Here is a 17,269-nt window from a genome sequence, read left to right on the forward strand (position 1 = left end):
ATTTGCGGCCTGCCCGGTTTTAGGGCAATGCCGCCGTTTTTAAAGGAATTGCTCGTGGTTTCGGGCAAAACACCCAAAAAAAGTCACAACATTTCATTGACAGTTAGGTAGCACTGGCGTGACATTGACGGCGTGACAGCTTCGGAACTGCCACGGGAGGGTGATGGCAGAGCCGCAATTCACGGACCGGACCGTCTGGCCAGACCGTCTGGGTTTGAACTGGCACAAAAGTTTCTCAAATCCGCGGGGGCGGAGACCGGGTATCAAAACCTGGCCAGAGGGGCTCGTCGGTGCGGCGCGGGATAGGAGTTCCTGCGTCCCGCACCGACGAGATTTTTTGCGTTTCCCAACCCTCGTTGCGCGGCGCTTGGCGCCTATCGAAGCTCCGCAAAAGTCAGGGATGGCCCCGTGACTGCTGAAGACCGCATCCGGGCCTTGCCTTGCTGGAATGGCAGCATCGACATTGCGCCGCTGCCGGGCGGCCTCAGCAACGCCAACTATCTGGTCAAGGACGCGGCCGGGCGGCATGTCGTGCGCTTCGGCCAGGACTATCCATTTCACCACGTCTTTCGCGACCGCGAGGTGATGACGGCCCGCGCGGCGCACGCCGCAGGCTTCGCGCCGGCGGTCCGCCATTCCGAACCCGGCATCATGGTCACGGAATTTCTCGGCGCGAAAACCTATGTTGCCGAGGACGTGCGCGCCAATATCGGCCGCGTCGCAGCCCTTATGCGCGGGTTCCATCGCGAGATGCCCAATCACATCTCCGGCGCCGGCTTCATGTTCTGGGTCTTCCATGTCATCCGCGACTATGCGCGAACGCTGAGCGAAGGCGGCAGCCGCAAGCGCGACGAGCTGCCCAGGCTGCTGGCTCTGGCCGACGAGTTGGAGCGGGCCCAGAAACTGCTGCCGATCGTCTTCGGCCACAATGATCTTTTGCCGGCAAATATTCTCGACGATGGCGACAGGTTGTGGCTCATCGATTTCGAATATGCCGGTTTCAACACCGCGATGTTCGATCTTGCCGGCGTTGCCTCCAACGCCGAGATGAGCGACGCGGAGTCCTTCACTTTCCTCACGGCGTATTTCATGCGCGAGCCGGATGAGGCGATCCGCCGCTCGCACGCCGCCATGCAATGCGCCTCGCTGCTGCGCGAGGCGATGTGGAGCATGGTTTCCGAACTTTACCTCGACGCGCCCGGCATCGACTACGTCGCCTACACCGCGGAGAACCTGACGCGGCTTGACGCGGCGCTGGACAATTACCGCACGAAATACGGGACACAGTCATGAGCTTGCCCACGCATGCCGGCATCGTCGTCATCGGCGGCGGGATTATCGGATGTTCGACGGCCTATCACCTGGCGCGCGACCACAAGGCCGATGTCGTGCTGCTGGAACAGGGCAAGCTGACCTCGGGCTCGACCTGGCATGCGGCCGGGCTGGTCGGCCAGTTGCGCTCGTCGGCCTCGATCACCCGCGTGCTCAAATATTCGGTCGAGCTCTACAAGGGACTGGAGACTGAGACCGGGCTCGCTACCGGCTGGAAGATGACCGGGTGCCTCAGGCTTGCGACCAATGCCGACCGCTGGACCGAATATAAACGGCTGGCGACGACGGCCAGGAGCTTCGGCATGGACATGCAGTTGCTGTCGCCGGGGGAGGTCAAAAAGGTGTGGCCGCTGCTGGAGACCAGCGACCTCGTCGGCGCCTCCTGGCTGCCGACCGATGGGCAGGCCAGCCCCTCCGACATCACGCAGTCGCTGGCCAAGGGCGCGCGCATGCATGGCGCGAAGCTGTTCGAGGATGTCCGCGTCACCGGATTTGACATGACGGACGGGCACATCACCGCGGTGAAGACCAACAAGGGCGACATTGCTTGCGACAAGGTGGTGAACTGTGCCGGGCAATGGGCGCGCCAGGTCGGCGCGATGGCCGGCATTTCCGTGCCGCTGCAACCCGTCAAGCACCAGTACATCATCACCGAGAAGATCGACGGGCTGGCGACCGACGCGCCGACAATCCGCGATCCCGACCGCCGTACCTATTTCAAGGAAGAGGTCGGCGGGCTGGTGATGGGCGGCTATGAGCCGAACCCACAAGCCTGGACGACCGGCCTGCCCGGCGGCGATGTCCCCGATGACTGGGAGTTCCGCCTGTTCGACGACGACTACGATCATTTCGAACAGCATATGAGCCAGGCGATCGCGCGCGTGCCGGCGCTGGAGACGGTCGGCGTCAAGCAGATGATCAACGGGCCGGAGAGTTTTACGCCGGACGGCAATTTCATCCTCGGTGTCGCGCCCGAATGCGCCAACATGTTCGTCGGCGCCGGCTTCAACGCCTTCGGCATCGCTTCCGGCGGCGGCGCCGGCTGGGTGCTGGCGCAATGGGTTGTCGATGGTGAAGCGCCGCTCGACCTTTGGGTGGTCGACATCAGGCGCTTTTCCAATTTGCACCGCGACCGGCAATGGGTCAGCGATCGCACGCTGGAAGCCTATGGCAAGCATTACACGATCGGCTTTCCGCATGAGGAGTACGTCTCGGGCCGGCCGCGCATCGTCTCGCCGCTCTACGAGCGGCTGAAAGCGCACCGCGCGGTGTTCGGCTCCAAGCTCGGCTGGGAACGGCCGAACTGGTTCGCGCCGCAGGGCGCCAGACCCGAAGACATTTATTCCATGGGCCGGCAGAACTGGTTTGGCCCGGTCGGCGAGGAGCATCGCCATGTGCGCGAGAAAGTCGGCATCTTCGACCAGTCGTCCTTCGCCAAATACGAAATGACGGGTTCGGATGCGGCCAAGGCGCTGGACTGGATCTGCGCCAACGATGTCGCCAAGCCGGTGGGACGGCTGACCTACACGCAGCTTCTCAACACGCGCGGCGGCATCGAGGCCGATTTGACGGTGGCCAGGCTCGCCGAAGACAAATTCTACATCGTGACCGGCACCGGCTTCCGCACGCATGATCTCTCCTGGATCGGCGACCATGTCGGCAAGGGTCTCGACGTGACGCTGAAAGATGTCACTGAGGATTTCGGCACGCTGTCACTGATGGGACCGCGGGCCCGCGACGTTCTGGCTGCCGTGACCGATGCCGATGTCTCGAACGCCGCCTTCCCGTTCGGCCATATCCGCGAGATCACGACTGCCGGCCATACGGTTCGGGCGCTGCGCGTCACCTATGTCGGCGAGCTTGGTTGGGAATTGCATGTGCCGATCGCCGCCACCGGCGAGATTTTCGACACGCTGATGGCGGCAGGCAAGCCGCACGGCATCCGGCCGATCGGCTACCGGGCGCTGGAATCACTTCGGCTGGAGAAAGGCTACCGCGCCTGGGGCTCCGACATCACCCCCAACGACACGCCTCAGGAGGCCGGCCTCGGCTGGGCGGTGAAGCTGAGGAAGAACACCGATTTCGTCGGCCGGCGGGCGCTCGAAAAGATTAGCGGCGCCGACCTGAAGAAACGCTTTGCCGGCTTCACGGTCGACGATCCCGAAATCGTCCTCGTCGGACGCGAGACGATTTTGCGCAATGGGGAACCGGTCGGCTATCTCACCAGCGGCGGTTATGGCTACACGCTGGCTAAGAACATCGGCTATGGCTATGTCCGCAACGCCGATGGCGTCAGCGACGATTTTCTCAGCTCAGGCTACTATGAGCTGGTGGTCGCGATGGAACGGACGCCGGCGAAGATCCATCTCGAACCGATGTACGATCCTTCGATGAGCAGGATCAAGGCATAGCCCGAGCCCGGATTTGAGGTCAAAGGATTCAGCTCACGCGCAGCACAAGGCCGCGGCTGGGCACGGTATCCGCCTCGCCCGGCATCGAGACATAGGGCGCCGTCTCCTCGGCGGGGACAACCCTGCCCTCAGCTTCGAGTACAGCGATGCGTTCGGCGAAGCCGGCGTTCCACAGCGTGTTCTTGATGGTCAGCACGATGACGCCACCGGGACGGCAGATGCGGATCAGTTCATCCAGTCCCCCGGCGCCGACATGGCCGGAGGTGAAAACGCCGGCCGAGACGATGCCGGCATAGGCATTGTCGGCAAAGGGCAGCGGGCCGCCGAGCGCCAGGCAATGCAGCGCCGAATAGACGCCCTTTGCCGCCGCCTTGGCCAGCATGCCTTGCGAAATATCGAGCGCTTCGACCTGGGGATAGCCGGTGATGGCCAGCCACTCGCCGATCAGCCCGGTGCCGGCCCCGGCATCGAGAAGCGGGGCCGCGCCGCGCGGCAGATGCCGTGCGAGCAGGGCCAGGCAGATCGTCGGATGGCGGTAGCCGGCGGCCGACATATCGGCATCGTAGGTTTCCGACCAATTGTCATAGATCGCGGCGACGTCCTCGGGCCGTTGCGCCGCATAGGCGGCGCCAAGCCCGCCATGATCCTTGTCGTCCGCCATGGCTGTTTCTCCGCCAGCTCGCTGCTCACCCTGGAACCGATGATAGCCAAACGGCGAAAACTGTGGAACCGTTGTCGCAAGAAATAGCACGCCAGGGGCAACAGGCATGGGGACGGACGAGGCACGCGCAACACTTGCGGCGATTCCGGCGTTGGCGGGCTATGATGGGCCGCTGAAACGGCTGGGCGGAATGACCAATCTCGTCTTCCGGGCCGGTGATATCTGCCTGCGTATCCCCGGCAAAGGCACGGAGGAGTACATCAACCGCGCCAATGAAGCGGTGGCGGCGCGTGAGGCGGCCAAAGCCGGCGTCAGTCCCGAGGTGCTGCATGTCGACCCCGCGACAGGCGTGCTGGCGAGCCGCTTCGTTGCCGGCGCAGTGACGATGTCGCCGCAAAAGTTCAAGCTGCGCGCCGGCAGCCCGGCCCGCGCCGGCGAAGCCTTCCGCAAGCTGCACGCGTCCGGCGCGGTGTTTCCGTTCCGCTTCGAGCTGTTTGCGATGATCGACGACTATCTCAAGGTCTTGTCGACCAAGGACGTTGCCTTGCCGCCGGGCTACCACGACGTGGTGCGCGAATCCGACACCGTGCGTGCGTCCCTTGCCGCGCATAGACTGCCGCTTGCCGCCTGCCATTGCGATCCGCTGTGCGAGAATTTTCTCGATACGGGCGAGCGGATGTGGATCGTCGACTGGGAATATTCGGGGATGAACGACCCGCTCTGGGATCTCGGCGACCTCTCGGTCGAAGGCCGATTCGACATCGCGCAAGAGGAAGAGATGATGCGGGCCTATTTCGGCGGCGAGGCAAAACCGGCCGACCGCGGCCGCGTCGTTATCTACAAGGCGATGTGCGACCTGTTGTGGACGCTGTGGGGGCTGATCCAGCTTGCCAACAACAACCCGGTCGAGGATTTCCGCGCCTATGCCGACGGCCGCTTCGCCCGTTGCAAGGCGCTGATGGAAACGCCTGAGTTTTCACGGCATCTGGCGGCAGTGCGGCAAGGTTAGGTCAATTCACGCCTTTCGGCACGTTCTCCGGCGGCACGACTGTTTCGACCACCTTCTGGCGGTGGAAGATGAACAGGCCGGCGAGCACGACGATGGCCGAGCCGATCAGGATGCGCGGTCCCGGCACGTCGCCGAAGAAGGCCAGGCCGAAGATCACCGCCCATAGAAGTAGGCTGTAGTGCAGCGGCGCCAGCGTCGAGGCAGGGGCCAGTTTCAGCGCCCTGGTAATCATCAGATGCGCGCTGCAGGAGACGATGCCGAGCAGGAGCATGGCGCCGAAATCGAGTGCCGACGGCGCCTTCCAGGCGCCGATGGTCATCACGGCGCCAACCAGCAGCGTGCCGATCGTCTGCCATGTGACCAACGTGGTGTCGCTGGTGCCGCGCAGGCGGCGGCTGAGGATGATGGCGAAGGCGAAGGCGATGCTGCCGACCAGTGCGAACAGCGAGGACTGCGAGAACGCCGCCGAAGAGGGCTTCAAGATGATCAGCACGCCGCAGAAGCCGACCAGGATGGCGGCCCAGCGGCGCCAGCCGACCTTTTCGCCGAGCAGGAAATGCGACAGCGCCGCCACATAGATCGGCCCGGCCATGTAGAAGCTCATCACATCGGCCAGCGGCAGATAGACGACGGCGGCGTAGAACAAGGCTGTGTCGACCGTCGTCGCCACCACGCGCAGAAGCTGGAGGACTGGCCGCTCCATCTGGAACAGCTTTGCGGCGCCCTGGTTGGCGATCATCGGGCCGAGCACGATGAAGGCCCCGATCGATCGGATCAGCACCACCTGCCCCACCGAGAAGCTGGCGACCAGCCATTTGCCCATCGCGTCGTTCAGCGCGAACATGAAGTCGCCGGCCAGCATCAAAAGGATGCCGGCCAAAAGCACGTTCCTGATGGTAAAGGTGCGGACGAGCGACTGGGCCATGCGGCTCCCTAGCTGCAAGCGGCCGCTTTGACGAGGCAAATCGGTAAGACCAGCGGCGGAAATCGGCTGTTTCTACGCAGCTTTGTGCCGCCGGTTCACCTGTCCGGGACGGCCGGCGATCGACAGCCGTGTCTCCTGCTTCGTGCGCTCGGCCACCACCTTGCCCCTGGCGACGACGCACAGCCGTTCGGCACGCAGCCTCAAGGCCTCGATCGGGTTGCCTGCATCGAGGATGACGAAGCTGGCGCGCTTGCCCACGGCAAGGCCGAGATGATCGAGGCCCATGATGGCGGCGTTGACGTTGGTGACCATGTCGAAGCAGCGCGCCATGTCGGCAGGGCTCGACATCTGAGCGACGTGGAGGCCCATGAAGGCGACGTCGAGCATGTCGGCGGTGCCGAGCGAATACCAGGGGTCGAGAACGCAATCCTGGCCCCAGCCGACGCGGATGCCGAGCGCCTGCATCTCCTTCACCCGGGTCATGCCGCGGCGTTTGGGAAACGTGTCGTGGCGGCCCTGCAGCATGATGTTGATCAGCGGATTGGGGATCGCCGAGACACCGGTCTCGGCGATCAGCGGCAGCAGCTTGGAGACGTAATAATTGTCCATCGAGTGCATGGAAGTCAGGTGCGAGCCGGCCACCTTGCCCTGCAGGCCAAGGCGCTGCGTCTCATAGGCAAGCTGCTCGATGTGGCGCGACAACGGATCGTCGGTCTCGTCGCAATGCAGGTCGACCATCAGCCCGCGCTTCGCCGCGATTTCGCAAAGTTCGGTGACCGAGCGCGTGCCGTCGGCCATGGTGCGTTCGAAATGCGGGATGCCGCCGACGATGTCGACGCCCATGTCGAGCGCGCGCAGCGTGTTCTGGCGCGCCGTCGGCGAACGGTAGAAGCCATCCTGCGGGAAAGCGACCAGTTGCAGATCGATATAGGGCGCGACAATCTTCTTGACGTCGAGCAGCGCCTCGACCGCCAGCAGCCGGTCGTCGCAGACATCGACATGGGTACGGATGGCGAGCAGGCCCATCGAGACCGCCCAGTCGCAATAGGCGAGCGCCCGCTCGCGCACCGCGTCATGGGTCAAGAGCGGCTTCAGTTCGCCCCACAGCGAAATGCCTTCCAGCAGCGTGCCCGAAGCGTTGATGCGTGGAATGCCGTAGGACAGCGTGGCGTCCATATGGAAATGCGGATCGACGAAGGGCGGCGAGATCAGATTGCCACGGGCGTCGATCGCCGTGCCGGCGCTGACATGCAGTTCGGACTCGATGGCGACGATCGTCTCGCCGATGATGCCCAGGTCGGCGACGGTGCCGTCGGGCAGCGTTCCGCCGCGCACAACAAGGTCGAAATCCATCTGTCGTCATCTCCCTGCAGATCAGTCGCCGCAATCGTGGCGCAAAAGACACCGTGCCGCAGCCGATTGTCTCCGCGACAGCGAAAGGTTCCATCCGGCCACAACTCGCTCTATAAGCCGCCTTTCGCCCCGGTGGCGAATCCGAAATTCGTCAGTCAGGCATGGGATCGGCCATTTGTTTCGCTTCTTCCGTTCGACGGAAAACCAGCGCCTTATCGCAAGGCTTTTGCGGGAATCCTTTCACGCGCATAGATTTGGCTACGCTGCGGCCATTCTGTCGATGCTGGTTGTGGCGGCAACGACAGCAGCCAGCGCCTATATGCTGCGCGAAATCACCAATGAATTCGTGGTTTACAAGCGGATTGGGCAGGTCAATCTGATCGCGGCGGCGACCGGAGCGATTTTCATTCTCAAGGGCTTCGCAAACTTCATCCAGGCCTACTTCATGAGCAGGGTCGGCAATGCCATCATCGCCGACCGGCAGCGCAAGATCTATGACAGCATTCTTGCGCAAGGCATCGAATTCTATCATTCGACCTCTTCGTCCGAACTGATTTCGCGCATGACGAACAATGCCCAGGCCGCGCGCAGCGTGCTCGACCAAATCGTCACGTCCTATGTTCGCGACCTGGTGACGCTGGCTGCGCTGGTGGGGGTGATGGTCTGGCAGCAGCCGGCGCTGTCCCTGATCTGTCTGGTGATCGGGCCGATCGCCATTTACGGCGTCAATCGTATCCTGAAGCGCGTCCGAAAAATTGCCTCGCAAGAATTCCGTTCGCTCGGCCAGATCGTGCAGGTGATGCAGGAAACGGCGATCGGCGTGCGCGTCGTCAAATCCTTCGGTCTCGAAGGCGCCATGCGCAAGCGCATGTACAAGGCCGTGTCGGACGTGGAGAGCCGCGCCAACAACATCGCCACGCTGGAGGCCGCCACCAGCCCGGTGATGGAAACGCTTGCGGGGCTGGCCATCGCTGGCGCCGTTTTTGTCAGCGGCTTCCTGGTTCTGGGCGGCGGCGGTCAGATGCCGGGCAACATCATGGCGTTCATCGCGGCGCTGCTGTTGGCCTATGAGCCGGCCAAGCGCCTGGCCCGCGTACGCATCTCGCTTGAAACCGGCATTGTCGGCGTGCGCATGATGTTCCAGCTCGCCGACCGGCCGCTGACGCTGGCCGAAAAGCCGGATGCAAAGCCGCTGCGGGCCGGGCCGGGCGAGATCCATTTCGACAATGTCAGCTTCGCCTACCCCGAAAGCGCGCCGGTGTTCGAGGGACTGGACCTGACGCTTGCCGCAGGCAAGATGACGGCGCTGGTCGGACCCTCGGGCAGCGGCAAGTCGACCATCCTCAACCTGATCATGCGCATGTACGACCCGCAGGTCGGCAGGGTGATGTTCGACGGGCAGGACATTTCTTGTGCCACGCTCACCTCGGTCAGGGAAAAGATCGCCTATGTCAGCCAGGACACGTTCCTGTTTGCCGGCACGATCATGCACAACATCAGGCTCGGGCGCGAGGGCGCCACGGACGAGGAAGTAATGGCCGCCGCAAGGGCCGCCAATGCACATGACTTCATCAGCGCCCAGGCGAAAGGGTACGACACGGATGTCGGCGAGAATGGCGCGCTGCTGTCAGGCGGCCAGCGCCAGCGCATCTCGATCGCGCGCGCCATGCTGCGCAATGCCGAAATCCTGCTGCTCGACGAGGCGACCAGCGCGCTCGACGCCGAATCCGAGGCGCTTTTCCGCGACGCGCTGCAGCAGCTGACGGTCGGGCGCACCACCATCGTCATTGCCCACCGCCTGTCGACCGTGCACCAGGCCGACACGATCGTGGTGCTGGAGGCCGGCAAGGTGGTGGAAAGCGGCGCGCATCGCACGCTGCTCAACCAAGGCGGGCTGTATCAGAAGCTTTATGAATATCAGCTGATGCCATAACGGAGTGCGAGTATGCGCGCTGCTCGGTTCATGTCCTTTCTACGATCCGTCTTGTTGGGCACCTTTGCCGCGCAATCTCCTGCCATGGCTCTCGACTACGACAAGGCGCATCACCTCGACGCGGAGAACCTCGCCGAACAAGGAATCGCAAAGACCTACCAAGAAGTTTTGCCCGAGCTTCGGCAATATGTGAAAGACCCAATCGCAATCGAGGAAAGCGTAGACATGTACGCTTCACGATATGCCGTGCGCTCGGCTGGCCAGGAGTTCGTGATATACGCCCCGGATAGGGTGGGCAGCGAAGACAAAAGCTGGGGCACGGCCACTTATGTCTTCTTCAAAATCATCAATGACCAACTCACCCATTCGGGCGTGCGATACTACGCGCTCAACGGTGGAAACGACCTGTTCGGCATCTTCTTGACACCATCACAGGCGGAAGACGCAAAGCGATCGCTGCCAACCCGCACGGATTGGCCCTATCTTCCCGATCCGAAATCGCCTTGGTACGGCCAGTACCACTAGCCGGGCTGGATCACTCCGGCACGTGCCGCACCGCGCCCTTGTCGGCGCTGGTGGCGAAGGCGGCGTAAGCGCGCAGCGCGGTCGTCACCTTGCGCTTGCGCTTTTCCTCGGGCTTCCAGGCCATGGCGCCCTTTGCCTCCATGGCCGCGCGGCGCGCGTCGAGTTCAGCGTCGCTGACAGCAAGCCGGATCGTGCGGTTGGGGATGTCGATCTCGATCGTATCGCCTTCCTGCACCAGTCCGATCGTGCCGCCTTCCGCTGCTTCGGGCGAGGCATGGCCGATCGACAGGCCTGATGTGCCGCCGGAGAAGCGGCCGTCGGTGACCAGCGCGCAGGCTTTGCCGAGGCCTTTCGACTTTAGATAGCTCGTGGGGTAGAGCATTTCCTGCATGCCGGGACCGCCGCGCGGTCCTTCATAGCGGATGACGACGACATCGCCGGCCTTGATTTCGTTGGACAGGATCGCCTTCACGGAAGCGTCCTGGCTTTCGAACACGCGGGCCGGGCCGGTGAACTTCAGGATCGACTCGTCAACGCCGGCCGTCTTCACGATGCAGCCGTCGAGCGCGAGATTGCCTTTCAGAACCGCAAGCCCGCCGTCTCTGGAGAACGGCGTCTCGGCTGAGCGGATGACGCCCTTCCCGCGGTCGAGGTCGAGCTCGTCCCAGCGGCGGTCCTGGCTGAAGGCGACCTGTGTCGGCACGCCACCCGGAGCGGCGAGAAAGAAGTCGCGGACGCTCTGGCTCGAGGTGCGGGAGATGTCCCAATGGTCGAGCGCTTCGCCGAGGCTTGCCGTATGCACCGTCGGCAGGTTGCGGTTGAGCAGCCCGGCATTGTCGAGCTGGCCGAGGATGGCCATGATGCCGCCTGCGCGGTGGACGTCTTCCATATGCACGTCGGACTTGGCCGGTGCGACCTTGCATAGCACCGGAACCCGCCGTGACAGCCGGTCGATGTCTTCCATGGTGAAATCGACTTCGCCCTCGTGGGCGGCGGCCAGGATATGCAGCACCGTATTGGTCGAGCCGCCCATGGCGATGTCGAGCGTCATGGCGTTCTCGAAGGCGCCCTTCGAGGCGATGCTGCGCGGCAGCGCCGTCTCATCATCCTGCTCGTAGTAGCGCTGGGCGAGATCGACGATAAGGTGACCCGCCTCGACGAACAGCCGCTTGCGGTCGGCGTGGGTTGCCAGCGTCGAGCCGTTGCCCGGCAGCGAGAGCCCCAGTGCTTCGGTCAGGCAGTTCATCGAATTGGCGGTGAACATGCCCGAGCACGAGCCGCAGGTCGGGCAAGCCGAGCGCTCGATGACCTTGACGTCCTCGTCGGAGATCTTGTCGTCGGCGGCGGCAACCATGGCGTCGACCAGGTCGAGCGCTTGTGTCTTGCCGGCGAGCACCACCTTGCCGGCTTCCATCGGCCCCCCGGAGACGAAGACGCTTGGGATATTGAGGCGCAAGGAGGCCATCAGCATGCCGGGCGTGATCTTGTCGCAATTGGAGATGCAGACCATGGCATCGGCGCAATGCGCGTTGACCATGTATTCGACCGAGTCCGCGATCAGCTCGCGCGACGGCAGCGAATAGAGCATGCCGTCATGGCCCATGGCGATGCCGTCATCGACGGCGATGGTGTTGAATTCCTTGGCGACACCGCCGGCCTTCTCGATCTCGCGCGCCACCAGCTGGCCAAGGTCTTTCAGATGGACATGACCCGGCACGAACTGGGTGAAGGAATTGACCACCGCGATGATCGGCTTGCCGAAATCCGAATCCTTCATGCCTGTGGCGCGCCACAGGCCGCGGGCGCCGGCCATGTTGCGGCCGTGGGTGGTGGTGCGGGAGCGATAGGCAGGCATGAATTTTCCTTGGCTGGCTGGCTGCGCTCAACGCGGAGCGTGGCGGCGCTGGATTTGGATCGCAGGGTTTATAGACCGGCAAGTATGGTCTGGCCACATTTTTGCAATGCGCCAGAGTCTCGCTGAAATCAGGGTTTCGAAAAAGATTGCCGGCCAGTGTCGGATCGCTAGCCCGGCATCCGTCCTTGGGACGACGGCAAGGGAATGGTACCATTTCTATAAGTCAGCCGCTTCACCTGTAATCGCAACCAAACACCCGAGGAGCATGACATGCAAAAGATCACCACCTGCCTGTGGTTCGATGGCCAGGCCGAAGAGGCGATGAATTTCTACGTCTCCATCTTCAAGAACTCGAAGGTACTGAGCGTGCTGCGTTGGCCCGAAGGCCATACCGATGCCGGCAAGGCGCTGGTGACCACGTTCGAACTCGACGGCGTGCGGTTCCAGGCGCTCAACGGCGGACCGCAATTCAAGTTCAACGAGGCGATGTCACAGTCGATCGACTGCAAGACCCAGGAAGAGGTCGATTATTTCTGGGACAAGCTCATCGAAGGCGGCGGCGAACCGTCGCAATGCAGCTGGCTGAAGGACAAGTTCGGCGTCTCCTGGCAAGTCGTGCCGGAGCAACTGCCGCGCCTGCTTCTGGATCCGGACCGGGCCAAGGCCGGGCGGGTGATGTCGGCGATGATGCAGATGAGCAAGATCGATATTGCGAAGATCGAGGAAGCTGCGGAGGGGTGAGAAGGGGTCCGCGTAGCGGACGAAAAGCCAATTGCTTGGCTTTTCGAGCTTCGAACGCCCTGAGCCATGCGGAGGGCCGGCGCGCGTTGGAGCCAATTGACCCTTCAACGTCGGCGCTGCCCCTCATCCGCCCTTCGGGCACCTCTCCGCGTAAACGGGCAGAAGGAAAAGGGGCGCCTTACGCCGCCTTGTCGCGGACCTGGTAGTCTTTGACGGTTGCGAAGCGGATCGCCTTCCAGCGTTCGGCTTCGTAGTTCAGCGAGAAGGCGTGCTGGGCCAGAAACACAGGGTCGTTGTCGAGGTCGCGGGCGATGTCGCCGCGATGCGCTTCGATGAAGCGAAGCGTCTCGCCCTTGTCGTCGGCCGAGATCCAGCGGCAGACCGAGAAGCGCGACATTTCGAATTCGACCGGCAGCGTGTATTCGAAATTCAGCCGCTCCTTCAAAACGTCGAGCTGCAACGCGCCGACGACACCGACGATGGCAGGTGAGCCATCCTCGGGCGAAAACAGCTGCACGACGCCTTCCTCGGCCATCTGGTGCAGCGCTTCCTTGAGTTTTTTCGCCTTCATCGCGTCGCCGAGGCGCACACGGCGCAGGATTTCCGGCGCGAAGTTGGGTACGCCGCGGAACAGTATCTCCTCGCCTTCGGTCAGCGTATCGCCGATACGCAGCGTGCCGTGGTTGGGAATGCCGACGACATCGCCGGCAAACGCTTCGTCGGCGGTGACGCGGGTGCGGGCAAAGAAGAACTGCGGCGCCGACAGGCTCATCGGCTTGCCGGTGCGCACCAGCTTGGCCTTCATGCCGCGCTCGAGCTTGCCCGAACAGACGCGCACGAAGGCGATGCGGTCGCGATGGTTGGGGTCCATATTGGCCTGGATCTTGAACACGAAGGACGTCATCTTCTCCTCCGTCGCCTCGACCTTGCGGGTGTCTGCGTCCTGCGCACGCGGCGGCGGGCCGAAGGCGCCGAGCGCCTCGATCAGGTCGCGCACGCCGTAATTGCGCAGCGCCGAGCCGAAATAGACCGGCGTCAGATGGCCCTCACGGAACGCGTCAATATCAAGAGGTCGGCAGGCCTCGCGCGCGAGTTCCAGCTCCTCGATGAAGGCTTCGCGCTCGTTTTCCGGCAGCAGGCCGGCGACGCGGTTGGAGTCGGGGCCGTTGACCGGCGTGCGGTCTTTCTCGGCATCGCCCCTGCGCACAGCGTTGAGCGCCAGGTGGTAGGTGCCGGCAAAAGTCTTGCCGCGGCCGATCGGCCAGGTGATGGGGGCGGTGTCCAGCGCCAACTTCTGCTCGATCTCGTCGAGAATTTCGAACGGGTCGCGGCTTTCGCGGTCCATCTTGTTGATGAAGGTGATGATCGGGATGTCGCGCAGCCGGCAGACTTCGAACAGTTTCAGCGTGCGCGGCTCGATGCCCTTGGCGGCGTCGATGACCATGACGGCCGAGTCGACCGCCGAGAGCGTACGATAGGTGTCGTCGGCGAAATCCTCGTGACCTGGCGTGTCGAGCAGGTTGAAGACATTGTCCTCGTATTCGAAGGTCATCACCGAAGTGACGACCGAAATGCCGCGCTCGCGCTCGATCTTCATCCAGTCGGACCGGGTCTGGATGCGGTCCTTCTTGGCCTTGACCTCGCCGGCAAGCTGGATGGCGCCGCCGAACAGCAGCAGCTTTTCGGTGAGCGTCGTCTTGCCGGCGTCGGGGTGGGCGATGATCGCGAAAGTGCGGCGGCGCGATACCGCCTGTTCGATGTCTTCAGCCAATTTCTGGAATCCTGTCTGTGGCGCGGGCTTCTAGCAGCGCATTGCCAGCCTGTCGACCGTTTCGGGCCGGCAGGCCTCGACCGCCCTTGAGCTTAACCCGCTGCGGTGGCATCAGAGGAGCCCAATTTGAGAGGTCCGGTATGAGCAGCGCTAAAGAAGTCATCGTCATCGGCGCCGGCATTATCGGGGCGTCCATCGCCTGGCACCTGACCAAGGCCGGGGCGCGGGTGACTGTGATTTCCGATAGTGGTGCCGGCGGCGTCGCCACGCCAAACTCCTTTGCCTGGATCAACGCCAGCTGGGGCAATCCCGAAATCTATTTCCGGCTGCGCATCCGTGCGATGGCCGAATGGAAGCGGCTGGCAAACGAGCTGCCCGGCCTGCCGCTCGCCTGGTGCGGCGGGCTGTGCTGGGATCTGCCGGCAGGCAGGCTCGAAGCCTACGCGGCTGAGCACGCTTCCTGGGGTTACGGCATCGAACGCGTCGACGCCGGGCGGGCAGCGCAAATCGAGCCCAGTCTCGTCGAGCCACCGGAATTGGCTGTCTATGTCGCGGAAGAAGGCGTGGCCGAACCGGTCGCAGCGGCCAAGGCGCTGCTGGCCGACGCAGAACGGCAAGGTGCGCGCGTTCTCTCCAGTTCTGTAACCGCACTTGTCCAGACCTATGGCAGGATTACCGGTGTCGATACATCGCATGGGCTGATGGCAGCCGAAGAGGTGGTGATCGCAGCCGGCGTCGGGGCGCCCGATATTGCCGCTACCGCCGGCATCAAGCTACCTATCGAGACCCCGCCCGGCCTGATCGTCCACTCGCGGCCATACAAGAAGCTGCTCAACGGGCTGGTGCATGCCGAAAAGCTGCATATGCGCCAGACGGCGGAGGGCCGCATCATTGCCGGCTCGGATTTCGCCGGCGGCGATCCAGGTGAGAACCCCGACGCCACGGCGCGCGATTTGTTCGCAGCAATGAAGGCGGCCTTGCGCGGCGCCGACGGGCTGGAATTCGAATTTCACACGGTTGGCTACCGGCCGACGCCGATCGACGGCTTTCCGATCATCGGCCGCGCCGAGGGCGTCGACGGCCTCTATGTCGCCGTCATGCATTCCGGCGTCACGCTGGCGCCGGCGGTCGGGCTGTTCGCCACGCGCGAAATTCTCGACGGCGAGCGTGATCCGCTGCTGACGCCTTATGGGTTGGGTCGGTTTGCTCAGTAGCCCGGCGGACGCTTGAAGCCGCCGGTCAGCGCTTCGATCGCCTTGGCGATGCCGAGCAGCCGCGATTCCGACCAGCGCTTGCCGACCAGTTGCAGGCCGATGGGCAGGCCGTCGCGGTCTTGCCCGCAGGGCAGCGAGAGTGCCGGATGGCCGGAATAATTGAAGACCGCGCCATAGGCCGGTAGCATCCAATAGCTTTGCTCCTTGCCGTCGACTTCGATCGGCGTGCCGGGCTCACAATGCGCGAAGGCCGTGGTCATGGCGACCGGGCACAGCAAGGCATCGCAGGTTTCGAAGAACCTGTCCCAGGCCAGGATCGAGCGGTCGCGGCGAGCGAGCGCCTCGAACCAATTGGTGATCGGCGTTGGCTGCTCCGGCGGTTCGGGCTGCGCTGCCTCCAGCATCATGCCGATCAGATCGCCGCCCTGCTCCAGATCGTCATGCAGATCGATCTCAGGCAAGTTCGCTTCTTCCACAATCACCCCTGCTGATTGCAACCGCTTGGCCAGGCTTTCGACCGCGGCAGCGATTTTACCAGCCACCGGAAAGCCGGGGAAGGACGGCGCGACGGCGATGCGCAATGTCTTGAGGTCGAGCCTGGGCATGGCCTCTACGGGCACCGGCGCGAGGTCGGTGTCTGCTCCGTCCGGGCCGGCGATGATTTTGTAGATCAGCGCAAGATCCTCCACGCTGCGCGCCAGCGGGCCGAGGCAGGACATCAGCCGCACGCTACGCGCCGCGCCGTTCGGATCGGGGAAGGCGCCGGCCAGGGACACGCGGTGCTCGGTCGGTTTCAACCCGTAGACGCCGCAAAAAGCCGACGGCAGGCGGATCGAATCCTGCATGTCGGTGCCGACATCGAACGGCGTCATGCCGGTCGCCACCGCTGCCGCTGCGCCACCGCTGGACCCGCCTGACGTGCGCGATCGGTTCCACGGATTGCTGGTGCGACCGAACAGCGGATTGTCCGATTGCCAGTCGCCCAGCATCGTCGCGACATTGGTCTTTCCAATCAGGATGCCGCCTGCGGCTTTCAATCGGGCGACGACCGGGCTGTCTGCCTTTGCCACATAGTCGGCGAATGGTGCGAAACCAACCGTGGTCTTCATATCAGCGGTTTGGTGCATGTCCTTCAACGTGAAAGGCACGCCATGCAGCGGTCCGAGCGCATCGCCGCGCGCCTGCACCGCGTCGGCTTGTTTCGCGCGCTCGCGGGCGCCTTCCCGATCGAGATTGACGACCGCGTTGACCGCCTCGCTGTGTCGGTCGATTTGGGTCAGATGGGCGTCCAGAGCTTCGACGGCGGAGATCTTTCGCGCCGCGATTGCGGCGGCGAGATCGATGGTCGAGGAAAAGGCGAGGTCCATGATTGCTCCGGCTGCTGCCAAACGTATCGCGGTTTAAAACCAAGTTCAGCATTCGGAGATCATCGGCGCTTGATCAAAATTGCGCTTGCCGGTCGGTTGAGGTTGGCGCTCTACGGCGCCCCCCTCTGTCCTGCCGGACATCTCCCCCACTTTGGGGGGAGATTGGCAGCTT

The 17,269-nt window shown here is 63.5% G+C and carries 13 protein-coding genes; 7 read left to right on the forward strand and 6 right to left on the reverse strand.

All coding sequences use genetic code 11. The features are described 5' to 3' along the window. Positions 1-408: 408 nt before the first annotated feature. Entirely contained in the window at positions 409-1,293 is an 885-nt protein-coding gene (locus tag ACYG9Y_RS22140) for a phosphotransferase family protein (protein WP_023703531.1), read from the forward strand. After that, positions 1,290-3,743 (forward strand): GcvT family protein, encoded by a 2,454-nt coding sequence (locus ACYG9Y_RS22145; RefSeq protein WP_023738141.1) that lies wholly within the window; start codon positions 1,290-1,292, stop codon positions 3,741-3,743. The genes ACYG9Y_RS22140 and ACYG9Y_RS22145 overlap by 4 nt, the downstream gene beginning before the upstream one ends. A gap of 28 nt (positions 3,744-3,771) precedes the next feature. Here the strand turns inward: ACYG9Y_RS22145 and ACYG9Y_RS22150 are convergent, their stop codons facing one another. Further along, the gene (locus tag ACYG9Y_RS22150; RefSeq protein WP_023738140.1) at positions 3,772-4,404 is read right to left on the reverse strand and encodes a class I SAM-dependent DNA methyltransferase; all 633 of its coding nucleotides are present in this window, start codon (positions 4,402-4,404) and stop codon (positions 3,772-3,774) included. A gap of 106 nt (positions 4,405-4,510) precedes the next feature. On the opposite strand from ACYG9Y_RS22150, the gene ACYG9Y_RS22155 reads away from it, so the two are divergent. Further along, on the forward strand, positions 4,511-5,413 hold the full coding sequence (locus ACYG9Y_RS22155) for a phosphotransferase family protein (RefSeq protein WP_023738139.1): 903 nt from the start codon (positions 4,511-4,513) through the stop codon (positions 5,411-5,413). Position 5,414: 1 nt separating this feature from the next. Here ACYG9Y_RS22155 and ACYG9Y_RS22160 read toward each other — a convergent pair whose 3' ends face one another. Continuing rightward, entirely contained in the window at positions 5,415-6,338 is a 924-nt protein-coding gene (locus ACYG9Y_RS22160) for a DMT family transporter (protein WP_023738138.1), read from the reverse strand. A gap of 72 nt (positions 6,339-6,410) precedes the next feature. Next, complete coding sequence (locus tag ACYG9Y_RS22165) at positions 6,411-7,691, reverse strand: amidohydrolase family protein (protein WP_023712614.1); 1,281 nt, start codon at positions 7,689-7,691, stop codon at positions 6,411-6,413. Between the two features lie 175 nt (positions 7,692-7,866). Here ACYG9Y_RS22165 and ACYG9Y_RS22170 point away from each other — a divergent pair, with 175 nt between their 5' ends. Next, the gene (locus tag ACYG9Y_RS22170; protein WP_023698913.1) at positions 7,867-9,624 is read left to right on the forward strand and encodes an ABC transporter ATP-binding protein; all 1,758 of its coding nucleotides are present in this window, start codon (positions 7,867-7,869) and stop codon (positions 9,622-9,624) included. Positions 9,625-9,678: 54 nt separating this feature from the next. Continuing rightward, positions 9,679-10,149 carry a hypothetical protein gene (locus ACYG9Y_RS22175; protein ID WP_156929827.1) on the forward strand — a complete coding sequence of 157 codons (471 nt, stop codon included), beginning with the start codon at positions 9,679-9,681 and terminating at the stop codon, positions 10,147-10,149. Positions 10,150-10,159: 10 nt separating this feature from the next. On the opposite strand, the gene ilvD is transcribed toward ACYG9Y_RS22175, so the two are convergent. Then, on the reverse strand, positions 10,160-12,004 hold the full coding sequence (ilvD, locus tag ACYG9Y_RS22180) for a dihydroxy-acid dehydratase (RefSeq protein ID WP_023738136.1): 1,845 nt from the start codon (positions 12,002-12,004) through the stop codon (positions 10,160-10,162). A 270-nt stretch (positions 12,005-12,274) separates the two neighbouring features. Here ilvD and ACYG9Y_RS22185 point away from each other — a divergent pair, with 270 nt between their 5' ends. Next, on the forward strand, positions 12,275-12,745 hold the full coding sequence (locus ACYG9Y_RS22185; protein ID WP_023738135.1) for a VOC family protein: 471 nt from the start codon (positions 12,275-12,277) through the stop codon (positions 12,743-12,745). A 178-nt stretch (positions 12,746-12,923) separates the two neighbouring features. Here the strand turns inward: ACYG9Y_RS22185 and ACYG9Y_RS22190 are convergent, their stop codons facing one another. Continuing rightward, positions 12,924-14,516: a peptide chain release factor 3 gene (locus ACYG9Y_RS22190; RefSeq protein ID WP_023738134.1), complete on the reverse strand. Its 1,593-nt coding sequence runs from the start codon at positions 14,514-14,516 to the stop codon at positions 12,924-12,926. Between the two features lie 140 nt (positions 14,517-14,656). On the opposite strand from ACYG9Y_RS22190, the gene ACYG9Y_RS22195 reads away from it, so the two are divergent. Beyond that, complete coding sequence (locus ACYG9Y_RS22195; RefSeq protein ID WP_023752999.1) at positions 14,657-15,730, forward strand: NAD(P)/FAD-dependent oxidoreductase; 1,074 nt, start codon at positions 14,657-14,659, stop codon at positions 15,728-15,730. On the opposite strand, the gene ACYG9Y_RS22200 is transcribed toward ACYG9Y_RS22195, so the two are convergent. After that, on the reverse strand, positions 15,724-17,097 hold the full coding sequence (locus ACYG9Y_RS22200) for an amidase (RefSeq protein ID WP_023725823.1): 1,374 nt from the start codon (positions 17,095-17,097) through the stop codon (positions 15,724-15,726). The genes ACYG9Y_RS22195 and ACYG9Y_RS22200 overlap by 7 nt on opposite strands. Positions 17,098-17,269: the final 172 nt, after the last annotated feature.

The organism is Mesorhizobium sp. W050 (assembly GCF_054719535.1).